Here is an 18,010-nt window from a genome sequence, read left to right on the forward strand (position 1 = left end):
GGTCGTCGCCGCCGTCGAGCACCTGACCGAGGTCCGCGGGGCCGAGCTGGCCGCCGCGGCCGCTGCCGTCCCGACGCCACGCAGCACCCGCGCGGTCCTCGACCTGCTCGGCGACCACTTCACCTCGCCCGTCTTCACCGCCGCCCTCGAGCTGTGGGTGGCCGCGCGCACCGACGCCGACCTGATGGCCGCTGTCGGCCCGCTGGAGCAGAAGGTCGGCCGGGAGGTGCACCGGCTCACCGTCGAGCTGCTCGGCGTCGACGAGACCGCCCCTGGTGCCCGCGAGCTGGTGCAGGCCACGCTCGACCTGGTGCGCGGCCTCGGCCTCGCCAACACCATCACCGACGACCGGCGCCGGCGCGAGGCGATCCTCGACCGCTGGGCCCTGACCCTCGACGCCACGCTGACCGGGAGGACCCCCTGATGACCAGCAGCTCGCTGCTCGACGACCTGCTCGCCGACCTCACCGCGGAGGGCGACGCCCTGCGCGCGGTGGTGACCGGGCTGGAGCCCGACGACTGGCGCACCAGCACCCCCGCGCCCGGGTGGACCGTCGCCCACCAGGTCGCCCACCTCGCGTGGACCGACGAGCAGGCCGTGCTCGCTGCCCGCACCACCGACGCCGAGCGCTGGCCCGAGGGCAAGGCCGACTGGGACGCCGTCGTGACCGCCGCGCTGGCCGACGTCGACGGCTTCGTCGACGCCGGAGCCGAGGAGCTGGCGGCCCTGCCGATCGACGAGCTGCTGGCCCGCTGGGACGCCGGCCGTGCCGCGCTGCTCGTGGCGGCGCTGACGCAGGCGCCCGAGCGGCTCGCGTCGGCCACGGAGGACCTCCTGCACCAGCAGTACCGCGCCGGCGCGATGCCGGACTCCTACCGCCTGGTCCGCAGCCTGCGCGTCGACGGCGTGCCGGCGGTCATCTCCGGTGCCGGGCCCACGGTGCTCGCCTTCGCCCGGGGTGTCACGGACGCCGTCCCCGACGGCTGGAGGGTGCTCGAGGTCGACGTCGCCGACCGCGGTGCCCACGTCGTCCCGACGTCCTGAACGACGGCCCCTGACCGCGCTCGTCGGGGGCGGATCGAGCGCTCGAGCGCACTGCTAGAGTGACGGACGTCGGTGTGGATCCCGTTCCCCGACACGTGTACGTCCGCCCGCCGTCGGCGGGTGGCCACGGTGCCCCGGTCTTCGCCGGAGGGCCTGTGGCGCCCCCTCCCACCCAGGAAGCATCCTCGTGACCGACACCCCCACTGACCAGTCTGCGTCCCCGTCGGCGGAGCCGGCCTCCGCCGCCCCCGCCAAGCCCGCCCGTCGCTCGGGCGGCGCGCTCGGGGGCAAGGTCCTCGCCGAGCTGCGCGAGATCGCGTCCGGCCTCGGCATCAGCGACGCCGGCAAGCTGCGCAAGGGCGAGCTGATCGACGCCATCAAGGCCGCCCGTGGCGAGAGCGCCCCGAGCGCCGTCCAGGCCGCCCCCGCCGAGCAGGCACCCCAGCAGGTCGAGCCGACCGCGCCGGAGAAGGCCCCGGGCGCGAAGCCCCAGGTCGAGAAGGACGAGAAGCCCCAGGGCGCACCTGCTGCCGAGGAGCAGGCGCGCGAGACCCCGCGCGGCCAGGGCCCGAAGAACGGCAACCAGCGCACCAAGAACGACGGGCAGCGCGACGGCCAGAAGAACGCTGAGCAGCAGAAGAACACCGAGAACCAGAAGAACGGCGACGGTCAGAAGAACGACGACCAGCGCCGCGGCGACCAGCAGCGCAAGGGCGACCAGCAGGGCGGCCAGGACGCCCCGCAGAAGAACGGCCAGCGCGGCGTCGACCCGCAGGCGGCCGACGACGACGAGGCCGGCGGACGTCGTCGCAACCGTCGTGGTCGCAACCGCGGCGGCCGCGGTGCCGACGGCGAGCCCACCTACACCGAGGACGACGTGCTGGTCCCCGCGGCGGGCATCCTCGACATCCTCGACAACTACGCCTTCGTGCGCACCACCGGCTACCTGCCGAGCGAGAACGACGTGTACGTCTCGCTGTCCATGGTCCGCAAGTGGGGTCTGCGCAAGGGCGACGCGGTCACCGGCCAGGTGCGCCAGCCGCGCGAAGGCGAGCGCAAGGAGAAGTTCAACCCGATGGTGCGGGTCGACACCGTCAACGGGACGCCGCTGGAGGAGGCGCGCGGCCGCATCGAGTTCTCCTCCATGACGCCCGTGCACCCCGAGGAGCGTCTGGTCCTCGAGACCGACCCGACGGTCGTGACCACCCGCCTCATCGACCTGTTCGCGCCCGTGGGCAAGGGACAGCGTCAGCTGGTCGTCTCGGAGCAGCGTGGTGGACGCTCGGCCCTCGTGCGCACCGTCGCCGACGCGCTGACGGCCAACAACCCCGAGTGCCACCTCATGGTCGTCCTGATCGACGAGCGCCCCGAGGAGGTCACGGAGCTGCAGCGCTCGGTCAAGGGCGAGGTCATCGCCTCGACCTTCGACCGTCCGGCCGCCGACCACACGACGGTGGCCGAGCTCGCCATCGAGCGTGCGAAGCGTCTGGTCGAGCTGGGTCACGACGTCGTCGTCCTGCTCGACTCCCTCACGCGGCTCGGCCGGGCCTACCACCAGGCGTCCACGGCCTCGAGCCGGATGGCCGGCGCGGTCGACGCGGCCGCCCTGCACCCGGTCAAGACGTTCTTCGGCGCGGCGCGCAACGCCGAGGACGGCGGCTCGCTGACGATCCTCGCGACGGCGCTGGCGGGCACGTCGTCCGTGGTCGACGAGGCCGTGCTGGAGGAGATCGACGGCGCCGCCAACAGCGTGCTGCGCCTGCAGGTCGACGAGAACCAGCAGGTCTTCCCGGCCGTCGACATCGCCGGCTCGCGCACCAACCACGAGGAGCTGCTGCTCGACGAGCAGGAGCTCGACATCCTCGTCGCCACGCGCCGGGCCCTGGTCGGGCGCAGCCCGCAGCAGGTCCTCGACACGGTCGTCGGGCGGTTGGAGAAGACCGGCAGCAACGCCGAGCTGCTCCTCGCGCTCCAGCGCAGCCCCCTGGCCTGAGCACGCCCCGACGGGCCCGCCGACCACGGTCGGCGGGCCCGTCGTGCGTGCCACGGACGGCCGGCGCGGCCCGCGCGCTGGTCTGCGACGGGTGGACCGCGTCCCTAGGATGGCGACGTGACCACTGCCTACGACTTCACCGCCACGACCATCGACGGCGCTCCGCGGGACCTCTCCGACTACCGGGGGAAGGTCCTGCTCGTCGTGAACACCGCCACGCAGTGCGGCTTCACCCCGCAGCTGACGGGCCTGGAGGAGCTGTACAGCCGGTACGCCGACCGCGGCCTCGTGGTCCTCGGCTTCCCGTGCGACCAGTTCGGCCACCAGAACCCCGACTCCGACGAGGACACGGCCGCCTTCTGCCAGAAGAACTACGGCGTGAGCTTCCCGATGTTCTCCCAGGTCGACGTCAACGGCGACGACGCGCACCCGCTGTACCGTTGGCTCCGCTCGGAGAAGGGCGGGGTGCTCGGCAGCAAGATCAAGTGGAACTTCACCAAGTTCCTGGTCGACTCCGAGGGCAACGTCGTGAAGCGCTACGGCTCGACGACGAAGCCCGAGAAGATCGCCGACGACGTCGAGGCGCTGCTGCCGGCCTGACCTCGTAGCGCGGCTGCTGCCTGGGGAACAACCGAGGGGCGGTGGCGGTTGTACGAGGTGCCCCTGGCACAATCGATCCCCGGTCCTGGTTCACGGTCCGCACCCGCGGCCCGACCCAGCACCACGAGAGGACACCATGAAGCGCGACATCCACCCCGAGTACGTCGAGACCCAGGTCACCTGCACCTGTGGCAACTCGTTCACCACCCGCAGCACCGCCACGGAGGGCACCCTCCGCGCCGACGTGTGCTCGGCCTGCCACCCGTTCTACACGGGCAAGCAGAAGATCCTCGACACCGGCGGCCGCGTGGCCCGGTTCGAGAAGCGCTACGGCAAGAAGTAGCTCCTCTCCGACGCCGACCCGATCCCTCGCGGACGGGTCGGCGTCGTCGTACGTCCGGGCGCGGTGCGCCGGCGAGACCGTGGGCGCGAGGTAGCAGAGAGGACCAGCATGTTCGAGGCCGTCGAGGCGCTGCTGTCCGAGCACGCCGAGCTCGAGCGACAGATGTCGGACCCTGCGACGCACGCCGACCCGGCGCGGGCCAAGAAGGTCGGGCGCCGCTACGCCGAGCTCGGTGCGGTCGTGCGTACCTACCGCGCCTGGCAGCAGTCCGGTGACGACCTCGAGGCCGCCCGTGAGCTCGAGCTGGTCGAGGACGCGGCCGAGCTGGCCGCCCAGCGCGCGGAGCTGGAGGAGCGGCTGCAGCGGCTGCTCGTGCCGCGCGACCCCGCCGACGACAAGGACGTCATCCTCGAGGTGAAGGGCGGCGAGGGCGGCGAGGAGTCGGCGCTGTTCGCCGGCGACCTGCTGCGCATGTACACGCGCTTCGCCGAGACGAAGGGCTGGCGGGTCGAGATCATCGACGCCACCGAGTCGGCGCTCGGGGGCTTCAAGTCGGTCACGGCCTCGGTGGCGGCGAAGGGCACCCCCGAGCCCGGGCAGGCGCCCTACGCGCTGCTGAAGTTCGAGGGCGGCGTCCACCGCGTGCAGCGTGTCCCCGTCACCGAGTCCCAGGGCCGCATCCACACGTCGGCCGCCGGGGTCCTCGTGCTGCCCGAGGCCGAGGACGTCGACGTCCAGGTCAACGACGCCGACCTGCGCATCGACGTGTTCCGCTCGTCCGGGCCCGGAGGCCAGAGCGTCAACACCACCGACTCGGCCGTGCGCATCACCCATCTCCCGACCGGTCTCGTGGTGAGCTGCCAGAACGAGAAGAGCCAGCTCCAGAACAAGGAGCAGGCGCTGCGCATCCTGCGCTCGCGCCTGCTCGAGGCGGCACAGGCCGCGGCCGACGCCGAGGCGTCCGACGCGCGACGCTCGCAGATCCGCACGGTCGACCGCTCCGAGCGGGTGCGCACCTACAACTTCCCCGAGAACCGCGTCTCCGACCACCGCACCGGGTTCAAGGCCTACAACCTCGACGCCGTCATGGACGGCGCGCTCGACGACGTCATCGGCTCGCTCGTCGACGCCGACCTCGCCGAGCGGCTCGAGACCGCCGACGGGTCCCGCGCATGAGCCGCGTCCGCAGCCAGGCCGAGCGTCTGCTCGAGGAGGCCACGACCACGCTGACGGAGGCCGGCGTCGCCTCGCCGCGGGTCGACGCGGAGCTGCTCCTCGCCCACGTCACCGGGACCCCGCGCGGCATGCTGCTCGGCGCACGCCTCCAGGGTCCGCAGCTGCAGGTCTACCGCGACATGGTCGCGGCGCGCGCCCGGCGCGTTCCGCTGCAGCACCTCACCGGCTCTGCCGGCTTCCGCTACGTCGACCTCGAGGTCGGTCCCGGCGTGTTCGTCCCGCGTCCGGAGACCGAGCTGCTGGCGGGCTGGGCGGTCGAGCAGGCGTCGGCCGTGCTGTCCTCGAGTCGCTCGGCACCGCCCGTGGTCGTCGACCTCTGCACCGGGTCCGGCGCAATAGCGCTGTCCGTCGTGCACGAGGTGCCGCGGGCCCAGGTGCACGCCGTCGAGCTCGACGAGCAGGCGTTCGCGTGGGCGGAGCGCAACCTCGGCGACACGGGCGCCGACCTGCGGCTCGGCGACGCGTTCGAGGCCTTCGCCGACCTCGACGGCACCGTCGACGTCGTGGTGTGCAACCCGCCGTACATCCCGCTCGACGCGTGGGAGAGCGTGGCGCCCGAGGCCCGCGACCACGACCCGTCCCTGGCGCTCTGGTCGGGCGACGACGGGCTCGACGCCATGCGCCGCCTGGAGCGCACGGCGTGGCGCCTGCTGCGACCGGGCGGTGTCGTCGGGGCCGAGCACGCCGATGCGCAGGGGGAGTCGGCCCCCGCCGTGTTCGCCGGCCGGTGGGCCGACGTGCGCGACCACGCGGACCTCGCGGACCGGCCGCGGTACGTCACCGCGCGCCGTCCGTGAGCGGCTCGCCGCGCACGAGTCGGGACCTCCGGCGCGGCGCGGAGCGGGATCGATAGGGTCGCGACATGGTCGCCGAGCTCCTGATCCACGGGGCCGCCTTCGCCTTCGGGGTGGGATCGGCGATCCTCCCGGTGTTCCTCAACGCCGAGGTCTACGTCGTCGCCATGGGCGCGACGATGCAGGACTGGATGCTGTTCTGGGGCGTCATGGCGCTGAGCGTCGGCACGGTCGCGGGCAAGGCGCTCGTGTTCGTGCTGATCCGCGGCGGGTCGCAGCGCTTCCGTCGCGAGGCGCGCCGCTCCGAGCCCCGCTACCGGTTCACGGCCTGGCTGCGGCGGGTCGGCGACCTGCTCCTGACCTGGCTCGACCGCCCGGTGCTCGGCGCGGCCACCGTGCTCCTCTCGTCCCTCCTGGCGGTGCCACCGCTCGCGGTGGTGACGATCCTGGCGCCGCTGTCGCGGCAGCGTCTCTGGGTGTTCCTCACGATGGTCTTCCTCGGTCGGACGGCGCAGTTCCTGGCGCTCGCGTTCCTCGTGCACGGGCTCGACCTGCTGGACGCCGTGCACGACCTGTGGTGACCGCTGGGCCCACCCGCGCCCGCTAGGGTGGCCCGGTGAGGTACGACTGCGCCGACGAGGAGATGCGCCGCACCGGCGTCGACGCCGCCCAGGCGGCACTGGAGGCCGGCGAGCTCGCCGTGCTGCCCACCGACACCGTCTACGGCCTGGCCGCCGACGCGTTCTCGCCCGAGGCCGTCCAGCGCCTGCTGGACGCCAAGGGGCGCACGCGCCAGAAGCCGCCACCGGTCCTGGTCGGGGCGCCGACGACGCTCGAGGCCCTGGTCACCGAGGTGCCGGGATGGCTGCGCTCGATGACCACCGAGCTGTGGCCCGGACCCCTCACGGTGGTGTGCCGGCAGCAGCCGTCGCTCACGTGGGACCTGGGGGAGACCCACCACACCGTCGCGGTGCGCATGCCCGACCACCCCGTCGCGCTCGGTCTGCTCAAGCAGACCGGGCCGCTCGCCGTGAGCAGCGCGAACCTGACCGGTGAGCCGGCCGCCACCACGATCGAGGACGCCGAGCGGATGCTGGGCACGTCCGTCAGCGTCTACCTCGACGCCGGTCAGAGCCCCGGGGGCACCGCGTCCACCATCCTCGACGTCACGGGCGCGACGCCCCGCATCCTGCGCGAGGGTCCGATCGGGCTCGACGTGCTCCACCGGTTCAACAACACGGTGGAGCCGCTCGGTGCGTGAGTACCTCGTCGTCTTCGGCGTCGCCCTGGGGGTGACCTACCTCCTCGCCTCGATCGCCAGGACGCTCGCGATGCGCTTCGGAGCCGTCGCCAAGGTGCGTGACCGCGACGTGCACGCGATCCCCACCCCGTACTTCGGGGGCCCCGCCATGCTCGGCGGGCTCGTCTCGGCCTACCTGGTGGCGACCCACCTGCCGTTCCTGTCCCGCAACGAGGACGCCGTCTTCGGCGACGCCCGCGCCGTCATCGTGGGCGGTGCCGTCATCTGCCTCGTCGGCGTGATCGACGACCTCTTCGAGCTCGACGCGCTCAGCAAGTTCGCCGGCCAGGTCATGGCCGGCGTCGTCGTCGTCGCGATGGGCCTGCAGTTCCTCTACCTGCCGCTGTACAACAACTACCTCGGACTCGACAACGCGCAGTCGATCATCTTCACGGTGCTGCTGATCGTCACCACCGCGAACGCCGTCAACTTCGTCGACGGCCTCGACGGGCTGGCCGCCGGCATGGTCGCGATCGGCGCGGTGGCCTTCTTCTCCTACGCCTTCTCCCTCGCGGTCGTGAACGGCGAGGCACGCGCCATCGGCGCCGCGCTGCTCACGGCCGCCCTGGCGGGCGCCTGCCTCGGCATCCTGCCGCACAACTTCTTCCCGGCCCGCATGTTCATCGGCGACTCCGGGTCGATGCTGATCGGCTTCGTGCTCGCGTGCTCCTCGATCAGCCTCACGGGACAGTTCCCGGCCACCAGCCTGTCCGAGGGCGTCGGTGGCGGGGCGGCGAGCTTCCTGCCCGCCCTGCTGCCGCTCTTCCTGCCGTTCGCGATCCTCATCGTGCCGTTCGTCGACCTGGGTCTCGCGGTCGTGCGCCGCACCCGGGCGGGACGGTCGCCGTTCAGCCCCGACAAGATGCACATCCACCACCGGCTGCTCGAGATCGGGCACTCGCACCGTCGTGCCGTGCTGCTCATGTACGCCGCCGCCGGCCTGGTGGCCTTCGGCAGCGTCGTGGTGAGCCTGTTCAGCGGCTGGCAGTCGATCGTCGGGTTCGGCGTGCTGAGCGTGCTCACGGCCGCGGCCGTCTTCGTGCTCCCACGGCTCGAGCAGCGCGTCTGGGACGGCTCGTGAGGTCCGCAGACCGGTCGGCCCTCGGCTCGCAGGCCCTGGCGTACGGGACCGTCGTGGCTCTTGCCGCCGTCGCGGGTCTCGCCGTGCGGGGGACCGCCGGGCTGCTGGGCGCCCTGCTCGCGGGTGTCGTCGTCGCGGTGTTCCTCGGCTCGACGCCCGTCGTCCTGAACCCGGTGGCGCGCTCGAGCCCGGTGCTCTCGCTCCCTGCGGCCGTGCTCTTCTTCCTCGTCAAGGCGTTCGCCGCCATGGCCGTGCTGTTCCTGCTCTTCGACGTCGGGGGAGTGGCCGAGCACGTCGACCGGCGCACCTTCGGGCTCGCCGCAGTGGTGTGCAGCCTGGTCTGGACCGCCTTGGCGCTGTGGTCGTTCCGGCGCCGCCGGGTCCTCACCTATGACCTGGGCGACACCCCGTCGTGACCCCCTGGTAGCCTCACTCATGCGCCGGACCGGATCCGCCCAGCGACCGGGCCCGACGTGAACGATGACGCTGGCCGTACTGCCGGATCGCCGACCTTCGTCGGAATCGACCGCGCCATGAGACAAAGGTGACCGAGTGACCCTCGCCTCGACCGCCCTGGTGGCTGCCGCTGACGGCCCGCCGCAGCCCGGCCCCGGGAGCTTCCTGCTCCCGCCGACGTTCACGATCGGCGGGTGGGAGGTCAACAAGCCCGAGCTGTTCCTCGTGCTGTCGCTGGTGATCGTCTTCGCCTTCGCCTACGCCACGAGCCGCAAGGCCCAGGTCGTGCCCGGGCGCCTGCAGTTCGCCGGAGAGCTCGTGTACGGGTTCATCCGCAACTCCATCGCGCGCGACAACATCGGCAGCGCCGACTACATGAAGTACGTGCCGTACCTCTTCACGGTCTTCCTCTTCGTGCTGGTCAACAACTTCTACGGCGTCATCCCGGTGATCCAGTTCCCGTCGATGTCGAAGTTCGGCTTCCCCGTCGCGCTGGCCCTGGTCACGTGGCTGATCTACAACGTCGCCGGCATCGGTCGCCACGGCTTCTTCGGCTACCTCAAGCACCAGACGGTCCCGGCCGGCGCCAAGGGCCCGATCCTGATCGCCCTGGTGCCGCTGGAGTTCCTCTCCAACATCATCGTGCGCCCCTTCACGCTGGCGCTGCGTCTCTTCGCGACCATGTTCGCCGGTCACCTGCTGATCCTGCTGTTCTCCCTGGGCGCCGCGTACCTGGTCACGGGCTACGCCAACGCCGCCATCGGCATCCCGGCCGGCGTGCTCTCCTTCGTGCTCGGCATCGGGGTCAGCTTCCTCGACATGCTGATCATGTTCCTGCAGGCCTACGTCTTCACGCTGCTGACCGCGATGTACATCGGCAGCGCGATCGCCGACGAGCACTGAGCTCGGCCGGCTCCATCCGACCACTTCTCGACCCGCACCAGACGCGTCCGCGTCGTCACGAAAGGAAAGAACCGTCATGAATGGTTCCATCGCCACCGTCGGCCTCGGCCTCGCTGCCATCGGCCCGGCCATCGCCGTCGGTCTGATCTTCGCCGCCTACGTCACGGGCGTCGCCCGTCAGCCCGAGGCGCAGGGCCGTCTCCAGGGCATCGCGATCTTCGGCTTCGTCCTCGCGGAGCAGTTCTTCATCATCGCGCTGGCCCTCGCCTTCGTCTTCGGCTACAACTGATCCTCTGCTAAGGGAGATTCACCATGAGCGCGATCCTGGTCGCAGCAGCTGAGGGGGAGGAGCACAACCCCCTGATCCCGGAGCTGCCGGAGATCGTCCTGGGCCTGGTGGTCCTGGGGATCCTCTTCCTCCTGATCCGCAAGTTCGTCGTGCCCAACTTCGAGAAGGCCTTCGCCGAGCGCACGGCCGCGATCGAGGGCGGGATCGAGGAGGCCAAGTCGGCGCAGCAGGAGGCCCAGGCCGCGCTCGAGCAGTACACGGCGCAGCTCGCCGACGCCCGTCACGAGGCCGCTCGCATCCGCGAGGAGGCCAAGGAGCAGGGCGCGCAGATCATTGCCGAGCTCCGGGCCCAGGCCCAGGAGGAGGCTGCCCGCATCACCGCGACCGCGCACGCGCAGGTCGAGGCGGAGCGCTCGCAGGCCCTCGCCCAGCTCAAGTCCGAGGTGGGCTCGCTCGCCACGGACCTCGCCGGGCGCATCGTCGGTGAGTCGCTCGAGGACGAGTCGCGTCAGCGTCGCACCGTCGAGCGCTTCATCACGGAGCTGGAGGGGTCGGCCAACTGATGCGAGGCATCTCCGCGCGGTCCCTCGAGGGGGTCCTGTCCGCCGTCGAGTCGGCCCAGGACTCGGCGGACCTCGGCACGCAGCTGTTCGGCGTCGTGTCCCTGCTGGACGCCAACCCGGCGCTGCGCCGGGTGCTCACCGACCCGTCGACCGAGTCCGACGCCAAGGCGGGTCTCGCGTCCCGTGTGCTCGGCTCGCAGGTCGGTCCGGGCACGGTCGACGTCGTCCGCGCCGCCGCCGCCGCGCGGTGGAACGCCGGTCGTGACCTCGCCGACGCCCTCGAGACCGCCGGCGCCAGCGCCGTGGTCGCGCGGGCCGACGCCGCCGGGTCGCTGGAGCAGCTCGAGACCGAGCTGTTCGAGATCGGACGCGCCGTCGCGGCCGACGTCGAGCTCCGTGGTGTCGTGGCCGACCGGTCCTACCCGGCCCAGGCGAAGGCGACGCTGCTCGCGACGCTGTTCGGCTCCAAGGTCTCCACCGAGGCCCTCGAGCTGGCGCAGCAGGCCGTCGTGGCACGCACCGGCTCGTTCGAGAAGGTGCTCACCGCCTTCGGCGACGTGGCCGCGCAGCGTCGTGACCGCGCCGTCGCCGTCGTGCGGGTCGCCTACGACCTCTCCGACGACGAGCGCACCCGGCTCGCCTCGGCCCTGGCCGCCAAGTACGGCCGCGACGTGCACCTCAACGTCGTCGTCGACCCGAGCGTCGTCGGAGGCATCGCCGTCTCCCTCGGCGGCGAGGTCGTCGACGGCACCATGTCCAGCCGGCTCGAGGCCGCCCGTCGGCGGCTCGCGGGCTGACCCACCCCATTTCTTCCGGCTCCACCCAGCCACCAGACCCACAGAAGGCAGGCAGAAACATGACGGAACTCTCCATCCGTCCCGAGGAGATCCGCGACGCGCTGCAGCAGTTCGTCTCCGAGTACTCCCCGAGCGCCAGCAAGACCGAAGAGGTCGGCATCGTCGCCGAGGCGGCGGACGGCATCGCGCGCGTCGAGGGTCTGCCCTCGGCCATGGCCAACGAGCTGCTCGAGTTCGAGGACGGCACGCTCGGCCTCGCGCTGAACCTCGACGTCCGCGAGATCGGTGTCGTCATCCTGGGTGACTTCGCCGGCATCGAGGAGGGCCAGAAGGTCAAGCGCACCGGCGAGGTGCTGTCCGTGCCCGTGGGCGACGGCTACCTCGGCCGCGTCGTGGACCCGCTGGGCGAGCCCATCGACGGTCTCGGCGAGATCGCCACCGACGGTCGTCGCGCCCTGGAGCTCCAGGCGCCCACCGTCGTGCAGCGCAAGTCGGTGCACGAGCCGCTCATGACCGGCATCAAGGCGATCGACTCGCTGACGCCGATCGGCCGTGGCCAGCGCCAGCTGATCATCGGCGACCGCCAGACCGGCAAGACCGCCATCGCGATCGACACGATCATCAACCAGAAGGAGTTCTGGGAGAGCGGCGACCCGACCAAGCAGGTCCGCTGCATCTACGTCGGCATCGGCCAGAAGGGCTCGACGATCGCCAGCGTGCGTGGCGCCCTCGAGGACGCCGGCGCGCTGGAGTACACGACCATCGTGGCCGCTCCGGCCTCCGACTCCGCAGGCTTCAAGTACCTCGCCCCGTACACCGGCTCGGCCATCGGCCAGCACTGGATGTACCAGGGCAAGCACGTCCTGATCATCTTCGACGACCTGTCGAAGCAGGCCGAGGCCTACCGCGCCGTCTCGCTGCTGCTGCGTCGTCCGCCGGGCCGCGAGGCCTACCCCGGCGACGTCTTCTACCTCCACAGCCGGCTGCTCGAGCGTTGCGCCAAGCTCAACGACGAGCTCGGCGCGGGCTCGATGACGGGTCTGCCCGTCATCGAGACGAAGGCCAACGACGTGTCGGCCTACATCCCGACGAACGTCATCTCGATCACCGACGGCCAGATCTTCCTGCAGTCCGACCTCTTCAACGCCAACCAGCGTCCCGCGGTCGACGTCGGCATCTCGGTGTCGCGCGTCGGTGGTGCGGCGATGACGAAGGCCATGAAGGCGGTCACCGGCTCGCTCAAGGTCGACCTCGCGCAGTTCCGCGCCATGGAGGCCTTCGCCATGTTCGCCTCCGACCTCGACGCCGCGTCGAAGGCGCAGCTCGCCCGTGGTCAGCGCCTGATGGAGCTGTTCAAGCAGGGCCAGTACGCGCCGTTCCCGATGGAGCAGCAGGTCGTCTCGCTGTGGGCCGGTACCCAGGGCAAGCTCGACCCGGTGCCCGTGGAGGACATCAGCCGCTTCGAGGAGGAGTTCCTCGACTACGTCAAGCGCTCCCACGAGGGCATCTTCTCGGCGATCCGCGAGACCGGGAAGTTCGACGACGACACCGCGTCGTCGCTCGAGTCGGCCTACGAGGCGTTCGTCGAGCAGTTCGAGACCAGCGAGGGCGAGCGCATCTCGGTCGGTCGCGAGGAGTTCGAGGCTCTTGACGACGAGGACGTCGAGCAGGAGCAGATCGTCAAGCAGAAGCGGAGCTGACCCACTATGGCAGCGTCGGTACGAGAGCTACGCGCGAAGATCAGGTCGACCCAGGCGACCAAGAAGATCACGCGCGCCATGGAGCTCATCGCCGCCTCGCGCATCATCAAGGCGCAGCAGCACGCGGCGGCGGCAGCCCCGTACGCGCGTGAGCTGACCCGGGCGGTGTCCGCGGTGGCCACGTTCTCCAACGTCGACCACCCGCTCACCACCGAGAAGGAGAACCCGACGCGCGCCGCGGTGCTCGTGATCACGAGCGACCGCGGGCTCGCGGGGTCGTACTCCTCCAGCGTCCTCAAGGAGGCGGAGCGACTCACCGAGAAGCTGCGCTCCGAGGGCAAGGAGGTCGACTTCTACCTCTCCGGACGCAAGGCGGTCACGTACTTCACGTTCCGTCAGCGCGAGTTCGTCCAGTCCTGGACGGGCTACTCCGACAAGCCCGAGTTCGCCAACGCCCGCGAGATCGGCGACGCGCTGACCTCGCTGTTCGCCGAGGACGAGACCTCCGAGGAGGCGATCGACCCCGCGCGCGCCGTGGACGAGCTGCACATCGTGTTCACGCGCTTCAAGTCGATGCTCACGCAGGAGCCGGACGTCATCCGCCTGCTCCCGCTCGAGGTCGTCGAGGGCACGGAGACGCCGGACGAGTCCGAGCTGCTCCCGCTGTACGAGTTCGAGCCGTCGGCGCACGAGGTGCTCGACGCGCTGCTGCCGAAGTACGTGAACAGCCGCATCTACTACTGCCAGCTGCAGGCAGCGGCCTCTGAGCTCGCTGCCCGCCAGAAGGCCATGAAGTCCGCGACCGACAACGCGCAGGACCTCATCGAGAAGTACACCCGCATCGCCAACCAGGCCCGCCAGGCCGGCATTACCCAGGAGATCAGCGAGATCGTGGGCGGCGCGAACGCGCTCGCCGACGCCACGGCTGGTCAGGAGTGAGAGAGCTATGACTGCCACTGCCGAAGAGAAGACCACCACCACCGGTCGCGTCGCGCGGGTCATCGGACCGGTGCTCGACATCGAGTTCCCCTCGGACGCGATGCCGGAGATCTACAACGCGCTCACGGTCGACACCCAGATCGAGGGTCGCGAGGAGACGCTGACCCTCGAGGTCGCGCAGCACATCGGTGACGGCCTCGTCCGCGCCATCTCGCTGCGTCCGACCGACGGCATCGTCCGCGGCAGCGTCGTCACCGACACCGGTGCGCCGATCTCGGTGCCCGTCGGCGACCAGACGCTGGGCAAGGTGTTCAACACCACCGGACAGGTCATGAACCTCGAGGAGGGTCAGACCTTCGACGTCAACGAGCGCTGGGGCATCCACCGCAAGGCGCCCGCGTTCGACCAGCTCGAGTCCAAGACGCAGATGTTCCAGACCGGCATCAAGGTCATCGACCTGCTGACGCCCTACGTGCTCGGCGGCAAGATCGGCCTGTTCGGCGGTGCCGGCGTCGGCAAGACGGTGCTCATCCAGGAGATGATCGCCCGTGTCGCCAAGGACCACGACGGTGTGTCGGTGTTCGCCGGTGTCGGCGAGCGCACCCGTGAGGGCAACGACCTCATCGCCGAGATGGAGGAGGCGGGCGTCCTCGACAAGGTGGCGCTGGTCTTCGGCCAGATGGACGAGCCGCCGGGAGCGCGTCTGCGCGTGGCGTTGTCCGCGCTGACGATGGCGGAGTACTTCCGCGACGTGCAGAAGCAGGACGTGCTGCTCTTCATCGACAACATCTTCCGGTTCACGCAGGCCGGCTCGGAGGTCTCGACGCTGCTCGGCCGCATGCCGTCCGCGGTGGGCTACCAGCCGACCCTCGCCGACGAGATGGGCGTGCTCCAGGAGCGGATCACCTCGACGCGTGGCCACTCGATCACCTCGCTGCAGGCGATCTACGTGCCCGCCGACGACTACACCGACCCGGCGCCGGCCACCACGTTCGCGCACCTGGACGCCACGACCGAGCTCTCCCGCGAGATCGCGTCGCTCGGCATCTACCCGGCCGTGGACCCGCTGACGTCGACGTCGCGCATCCTCGACCCGCGCTACATCGCCGACGACCACTACCAGACGGCGAACCGCGTCAAGGGCATCCTGCAGCGCAACAAGGAGCTCCAGGACATCATCGCGATCCTCGGTGTCGACGAGCTCAGCGAGGAGGACAAGACGATCGTCTCGCGCGCTCGTCGCATCCAGCGCTTCCTCAGCCAGAACACGTACGTGGCCAAGCAGTTCACCGGCATCGAGGGCTCGACGGTCCCGCTCGACGAGACCATCGACGCCTTCACGAAGATCTGCGACGGCGAGTACGACCACGTGGCCGAGCAGGCCTTCTTCATGTGCGGCGGTCTGGACGACGTCGACGCGAAGTGGGCCGAGATCCAGAAGAACTCCTGATGGCCGACACGTCGCTCCAGGTCGAGCTGGTCGCAGCCGACCGCGTCGTGTGGTCGGGCCAGGCCGACGAGGTCGTCGCGCGCACCGTCGAGGGTGACCTCGGCGTCCTCGTCGGGCACGCCCCGCTGCTGTCGGTCCTCGTGCCCGGCGTGGTGAAGATCAAGGCGGGCACGGAGACCGTGGTCGCTGTCGTCGAGGACGGCTTCCTGTCCGTCGCCGACGACCGCGTCTCCATCCTCAGCGAGGACACGTCGCTGGTCTCCGAGCTCGACCGCGAGCAGGTGCAGGCCGAGCTCGAGCAGGCGCGCTCGGCGGACGACACGGACGCGGTGCTGCGCGCCGAGGCCAAGCTGCGGGGCATCGAGCTCGCCTAGCACCGGACGACTGCCGGAGGAGGGAGGGGCCGGGTGCCCCTGTGGTTGTGGGCCGTGGACCTCGTCCTGGCCGCGATCGCCCTCAGCGTGCTCCTGCTGGCGGTGCTGGTGCTGCGGCGCCGGTACCTGGCGCGCCGGCTCGGTGCGTTCGACCTGAGCATCAACAAGCGCGACGCGGCGTCGGCCCAGGGCTGGACCCTGGGCCTCGCCGTGTACCGGGGCAGCACGCTGGAGTGGTACCGCACGTTCTCGCTGCGGATGCGCCCCGCCTACCGCTTCACGCGCGACGCGATGCTGGTCGACGGCCGGCGCGAGCCGGTCGGGGGAGAGGTGCACGCGATCCACGACGGCCACGTGGTCGTCGCGACCGACAACGGGACCGCCGTGCGTCAGCTGGCGCTGACGCCTGCGGCGCTGACCGGTCTGCTCGCGTGGCTCGAGGCGTCGCCCCCCGGTCGCAGCGTCAGCACGGTCGTCTGACGGCGCGGGACTGGACAGGCCTGGACGATCGGCCCGCCGCGTCGCCCAGGAGGTTGACGTCGCCCCAGGACTAGGCGACGATGACTCACACGAGCCATGCCCGGACGTCCCGGGTTCCCCCGATGGAACAGGTAGCCACCATGAACCGCACCCTCAAGCGCCTCGTCGTCGCGACCTTCGCCTCGGCGGTCGCCGTCCTCCCGCTCTCGATGCCCGCGCAGGCCGACACCGGTACCAAGCCGGCCGCCACCAAGGTCGTCAAGGGCGACAGCACCGGCGGCGCGACCACCCAGCGCGCGATCGACTGGGAGTGAGCCCAGCACCACGCTGACCTGACCGTCGCCCACGTCCCTTCCCCAGGGACGTGGGCGACGGTGCGTCCGGGCGGGTGCAGCGGCAGTTCGGCTCAGCGCTCTCCGCCGGGCACCCACAACACGTCGCCGACCTCGCGGTTGGCGTAGCGGCCGAGGATGAACAGCAGGTCGCTCAGCCGGTTGAGGTAGCGCGCGGTGAGCGGGTTCATCGTCGGACCGTGCACCTCGATGGCGGCCCACGCGGACCGTTCGGCCCGTCGGGTCACGGTGCGCGCCACGTGCAGCGCCGACGCCGAGCGGGTGCCGCCTGGGAGGATGAAGGAGCGCAGCTTCTCGAGGCGCTCGTTGTAGTCGTCGCACCAGTGCTCCAGCCGGTCGACGTAGTCCGGCTCGACACGCAGCGGCGGGTGCTCCGGGTTCTCCACGACCGGGGCGCCGAGGTCGGCGCCGACGTCGAACAGGTCGTTCTGGACGTGACGCACGATCCGCACGACGTCGTCCTCGAGCTCGTCGAACGACAGCGCGAGGCCCAGCTGGCTGTTGGCCTCGTCGACGTCGGCGTAGGCGACCAGTCGCAGGTCGTTCTTCGACGTACGGCTGAAGTCGACGAGGTTCGTCGTGCCGTCGTCTCCGGTGCGGGTGTAGATGCGCGTCAGGTTGACCATGGCCTCACCCTAGGCCGTGGCGCCGGGCCCGGCTGGACGCGAGAGCGACGTCAGAGGCGTGTGAGGTGGGTCGCGTGGCTCACAGAGTCTGCCACGTCACGTTACGGCGCGGTAACCTGACGGTCATGCCTGACAAGTCTGCGCCCGACCGCCCCTGGGTGATGCGCACGTACGCCGGTCACAGCTCCGCGGCGGAGTCCAACGCTCTGTACCGCAAGAACCTCGCGAAGGGCCAGACCGGGCTCTCCGTCGCGTTCGACCTGCCGACCCAGACCGGGTACGACCCCGACCACGTGCTCTCGCGCGGCGAGGTCGGCAAGGTGGGCGTGCCGATCCCGCACCTCGGGACCATGCGCCGGCTGTTCCAGGACATCCCGCTCGGCGAGATGAACACGTCGATGACGATCAACGCCACGGCCATGTGGCTGCTGGCGATGTACCAGGTGGCCGCCGAGGAGCAGGGCGTCGAGCCCGCGCACGACCTGCTCGGCGTGCAACGCCATCTGGTGAACCCTCCCGTTGTGCTCCCCCCATGAAGCCCGACGAGCGTACGACTTCCGGGCGCGACGTGGAACACGTTCCGCAAAAACGACACACGTGTGCACCGAGATGCCGCCTGGCCCGGAGTCCCCGGTCCAGACCAGTCCCACTCGCCGTGACCGCCTCGTGACCCGCGCGTGATCGTGGGG

The 18,010-nt window shown here is 70.9% G+C and carries 23 protein-coding genes; 22 read left to right on the forward strand and 1 reads right to left on the reverse strand.

All coding sequences use genetic code 11. The features are described from left to right. From A6Q79_RS06905 to A6Q79_RS07005, 21 genes are all read left to right on the forward strand, one after another. Window positions 1–424, forward strand: a 424-nt coding sequence (locus tag A6Q79_RS06905) for a TetR/AcrR family transcriptional regulator (RefSeq protein WP_317697336.1), incomplete at its 5' end; no start/stop codon positions are given. Beyond that, window positions 424–1,044, forward strand: a complete 621-nt coding sequence (locus tag A6Q79_RS06910; RefSeq protein WP_317697339.1) for a maleylpyruvate isomerase family mycothiol-dependent enzyme — start codon at window positions 424–426, stop codon at window positions 1,042–1,044. The genes A6Q79_RS06905 and A6Q79_RS06910, both read left to right, overlap by 1 nt. 187 nt (window positions 1,045–1,231) lie before the next feature. After that, a complete protein-coding gene (gene rho / locus A6Q79_RS06915) occupies window positions 1,232–3,037 on the forward strand; it encodes a transcription termination factor Rho (protein WP_317697342.1) in 1,806 nt (601 codons plus the stop codon). 117 nt (window positions 3,038–3,154) lie between these two features. Further along, entirely contained in the window at window positions 3,155–3,637 is a 483-nt protein-coding gene (locus tag A6Q79_RS06920) for a glutathione peroxidase (protein WP_067856256.1), read from the forward strand. 136 nt (window positions 3,638–3,773) lie between these two features. Beyond that, window positions 3,774–3,980 carry a 50S ribosomal protein L31 gene (gene rpmE / locus A6Q79_RS06925; protein ID WP_067856259.1) on the forward strand — a complete coding sequence of 69 codons (207 nt, stop codon included), beginning with the start codon at window positions 3,774–3,776 and terminating at the stop codon, window positions 3,978–3,980. A 108-nt stretch (window positions 3,981–4,088) separates the two neighbouring features. Then, a complete protein-coding gene (gene prfA, locus A6Q79_RS06930; protein ID WP_286690328.1) occupies window positions 4,089–5,156 on the forward strand; it encodes a peptide chain release factor 1 in 1,068 nt (355 codons plus the stop codon). Beyond that, on the forward strand, window positions 5,153–6,013 hold the full coding sequence (gene prmC, locus A6Q79_RS06935) for a peptide chain release factor N(5)-glutamine methyltransferase (protein ID WP_286690329.1): 861 nt from the start codon (window positions 5,153–5,155) through the stop codon (window positions 6,011–6,013). The genes prfA and prmC overlap by 4 nt, the downstream gene beginning before the upstream one ends. Before the next feature lie 65 nt (window positions 6,014–6,078). After that, window positions 6,079–6,591, forward strand: a complete 513-nt coding sequence (locus A6Q79_RS06940; protein ID WP_067856268.1) for a VTT domain-containing protein — start codon at window positions 6,079–6,081, stop codon at window positions 6,589–6,591. A 35-nt stretch (window positions 6,592–6,626) separates the two neighbouring features. Next, entirely contained in the window at window positions 6,627–7,271 is a 645-nt protein-coding gene (locus A6Q79_RS06945) for an L-threonylcarbamoyladenylate synthase (RefSeq protein WP_236749839.1), read from the forward strand. After that, window positions 7,264–8,391, forward strand: a complete 1,128-nt coding sequence (locus A6Q79_RS06950; RefSeq protein ID WP_067856274.1) for a glycosyltransferase family 4 protein — start codon at window positions 7,264–7,266, stop codon at window positions 8,389–8,391. The genes A6Q79_RS06945 and A6Q79_RS06950 overlap by 8 nt, the downstream gene beginning before the upstream one ends. Continuing rightward, the gene (locus tag A6Q79_RS06955) at window positions 8,388–8,807 is read left to right on the forward strand and encodes a hypothetical protein (protein WP_286690330.1); all 420 of its coding nucleotides are present in this window, start codon (window positions 8,388–8,390) and stop codon (window positions 8,805–8,807) included. The genes A6Q79_RS06950 and A6Q79_RS06955 overlap by 4 nt, the downstream gene beginning before the upstream one ends. 136 nt (window positions 8,808–8,943) lie before the next feature. After that, window positions 8,944–9,750 carry a F0F1 ATP synthase subunit A gene (gene atpB / locus A6Q79_RS06960; protein WP_083516314.1) on the forward strand — a complete coding sequence of 269 codons (807 nt, stop codon included), beginning with the start codon at window positions 8,944–8,946 and terminating at the stop codon, window positions 9,748–9,750. A gap of 76 nt (window positions 9,751–9,826) precedes the next feature. After that, window positions 9,827–10,039, forward strand: a complete 213-nt coding sequence (locus tag A6Q79_RS06965; protein WP_067856280.1) for an ATP synthase F0 subunit C — start codon at window positions 9,827–9,829, stop codon at window positions 10,037–10,039. A gap of 23 nt (window positions 10,040–10,062) precedes the next feature. Next, complete coding sequence (locus A6Q79_RS06970; RefSeq protein WP_286690331.1) at window positions 10,063–10,602, forward strand: F0F1 ATP synthase subunit B; 540 nt, start codon at window positions 10,063–10,065, stop codon at window positions 10,600–10,602. After that, window positions 10,602–11,399 (forward strand): F0F1 ATP synthase subunit delta, encoded by a 798-nt coding sequence (locus A6Q79_RS06975; RefSeq protein ID WP_286690332.1) that lies wholly within the window; start codon window positions 10,602–10,604, stop codon window positions 11,397–11,399. Before A6Q79_RS06970 ends, A6Q79_RS06975 begins: the two co-directional genes overlap by 1 nt. Before the next feature lie 59 nt (window positions 11,400–11,458). Next, entirely contained in the window at window positions 11,459–13,099 is a 1,641-nt protein-coding gene (gene atpA, locus A6Q79_RS06980; RefSeq protein WP_067856287.1) for a F0F1 ATP synthase subunit alpha, read from the forward strand. A 6-nt stretch (window positions 13,100–13,105) separates the two neighbouring features. After that, entirely contained in the window at window positions 13,106–14,038 is a 933-nt protein-coding gene (locus A6Q79_RS06985; RefSeq protein ID WP_067856289.1) for a F0F1 ATP synthase subunit gamma, read from the forward strand. Between the two features lie 7 nt (window positions 14,039–14,045). Next, on the forward strand, window positions 14,046–15,488 hold the full coding sequence (gene atpD / locus A6Q79_RS06990) for a F0F1 ATP synthase subunit beta (RefSeq protein ID WP_067856292.1): 1,443 nt from the start codon (window positions 14,046–14,048) through the stop codon (window positions 15,486–15,488). Further along, window positions 15,488–15,862: a F0F1 ATP synthase subunit epsilon gene (locus A6Q79_RS06995; RefSeq protein ID WP_067856295.1), complete on the forward strand. Its 375-nt coding sequence runs from the start codon at window positions 15,488–15,490 to the stop codon at window positions 15,860–15,862. The genes atpD and A6Q79_RS06995 overlap by 1 nt, the downstream gene beginning before the upstream one ends. Window positions 15,863–15,895: 33 nt before the next feature. Continuing rightward, entirely contained in the window at window positions 15,896–16,342 is a 447-nt protein-coding gene (locus A6Q79_RS07000; RefSeq protein ID WP_083516315.1) for a DUF2550 domain-containing protein, read from the forward strand. 140 nt (window positions 16,343–16,482) lie between these two features. Continuing rightward, on the forward strand, window positions 16,483–16,656 hold the full coding sequence (locus tag A6Q79_RS07005) for a hypothetical protein (RefSeq protein WP_158509190.1): 174 nt from the start codon (window positions 16,483–16,485) through the stop codon (window positions 16,654–16,656). Window positions 16,657–16,748: 92 nt separating this feature from the next. Here A6Q79_RS07005 and A6Q79_RS07010 read toward each other — a convergent pair whose 3' ends face one another. Next, a complete protein-coding gene (locus A6Q79_RS07010) occupies window positions 16,749–17,321 on the reverse strand; it encodes a cob(I)yrinic acid a,c-diamide adenosyltransferase (protein ID WP_067856301.1) in 573 nt (190 codons plus the stop codon). Window positions 17,322–17,446: 125 nt separating this feature from the next. Between A6Q79_RS07010 and A6Q79_RS07015 the strand changes: the two genes are divergently transcribed. Continuing rightward, on the forward strand, window positions 17,447–17,857 hold the full coding sequence (locus tag A6Q79_RS07015) for a methylmalonyl-CoA mutase family protein (RefSeq protein ID WP_317697359.1): 411 nt from the start codon (window positions 17,447–17,449) through the stop codon (window positions 17,855–17,857). The last annotated feature ends 153 nt before the right edge of the window (window positions 17,858–18,010 follow it).

Origin of the sequence: Aeromicrobium sp. REDSEA-S32_B7 (genome assembly GCF_001626145.1) — a bacterium.
GTDB lineage: Bacteria > Actinomycetota > Actinomycetes > Propionibacteriales > Nocardioidaceae > Aeromicrobium > Aeromicrobium erythreum.

What these genes read in the sequence shown, in the direction of transcription:
- A6Q79_RS06910 (WP_317697339.1), top strand. Translation starts at nt 424, where the DNA reads ATGACCAGCAGCTCGCTGCTCGACGACCTGCTCGCCGACCTCACCGCG.
- atpA (WP_067856287.1), top strand. Translation starts at nt 11,459, where the DNA reads ATGACGGAACTCTCCATCCGTCCCGAGGAGATCCGCGACGCGCTGCAG.
- A6Q79_RS06940 (WP_067856268.1), top strand. Translation starts at nt 6,079, where the DNA reads ATGGTCGCCGAGCTCCTGATCCACGGGGCCGCCTTCGCCTTCGGGGTG.
- atpD (WP_067856292.1), top strand. Translation starts at nt 14,046, where the DNA reads ATGACTGCCACTGCCGAAGAGAAGACCACCACCACCGGTCGCGTCGCG.
- A6Q79_RS07005 (WP_158509190.1), top strand. Translation starts at nt 16,483, where the DNA reads ATGAACCGCACCCTCAAGCGCCTCGTCGTCGCGACCTTCGCCTCGGCG.
- prmC (WP_286690329.1), top strand. Translation starts at nt 5,153, where the DNA reads ATGAGCCGCGTCCGCAGCCAGGCCGAGCGTCTGCTCGAGGAGGCCACG.
- A6Q79_RS06975 (WP_286690332.1), top strand. Translation starts at nt 10,602, where the DNA reads ATGCGAGGCATCTCCGCGCGGTCCCTCGAGGGGGTCCTGTCCGCCGTC.
- A6Q79_RS07015 (WP_317697359.1), top strand. Translation starts at nt 17,447, where the DNA reads ATGCCTGACAAGTCTGCGCCCGACCGCCCCTGGGTGATGCGCACGTAC.
- A6Q79_RS06985 (WP_067856289.1), top strand. Translation starts at nt 13,106, where the DNA reads ATGGCAGCGTCGGTACGAGAGCTACGCGCGAAGATCAGGTCGACCCAG.
- rpmE (WP_067856259.1), top strand. Translation starts at nt 3,774, where the DNA reads ATGAAGCGCGACATCCACCCCGAGTACGTCGAGACCCAGGTCACCTGC.
- A6Q79_RS06970 (WP_286690331.1), top strand. Translation starts at nt 10,063, where the DNA reads ATGAGCGCGATCCTGGTCGCAGCAGCTGAGGGGGAGGAGCACAACCCC.
- A6Q79_RS06995 (WP_067856295.1), top strand. Translation starts at nt 15,488, where the DNA reads ATGGCCGACACGTCGCTCCAGGTCGAGCTGGTCGCAGCCGACCGCGTC.
- A6Q79_RS07010 (WP_067856301.1), bottom strand. Translation starts at nt 17,321, where the DNA reads ATGGTCAACCTGACGCGCATCTACACCCGCACCGGAGACGACGGCACG.
- A6Q79_RS06965 (WP_067856280.1), top strand. Translation starts at nt 9,827, where the DNA reads ATGAATGGTTCCATCGCCACCGTCGGCCTCGGCCTCGCTGCCATCGGC.
- prfA (WP_286690328.1), top strand. Translation starts at nt 4,089, where the DNA reads ATGTTCGAGGCCGTCGAGGCGCTGCTGTCCGAGCACGCCGAGCTCGAG.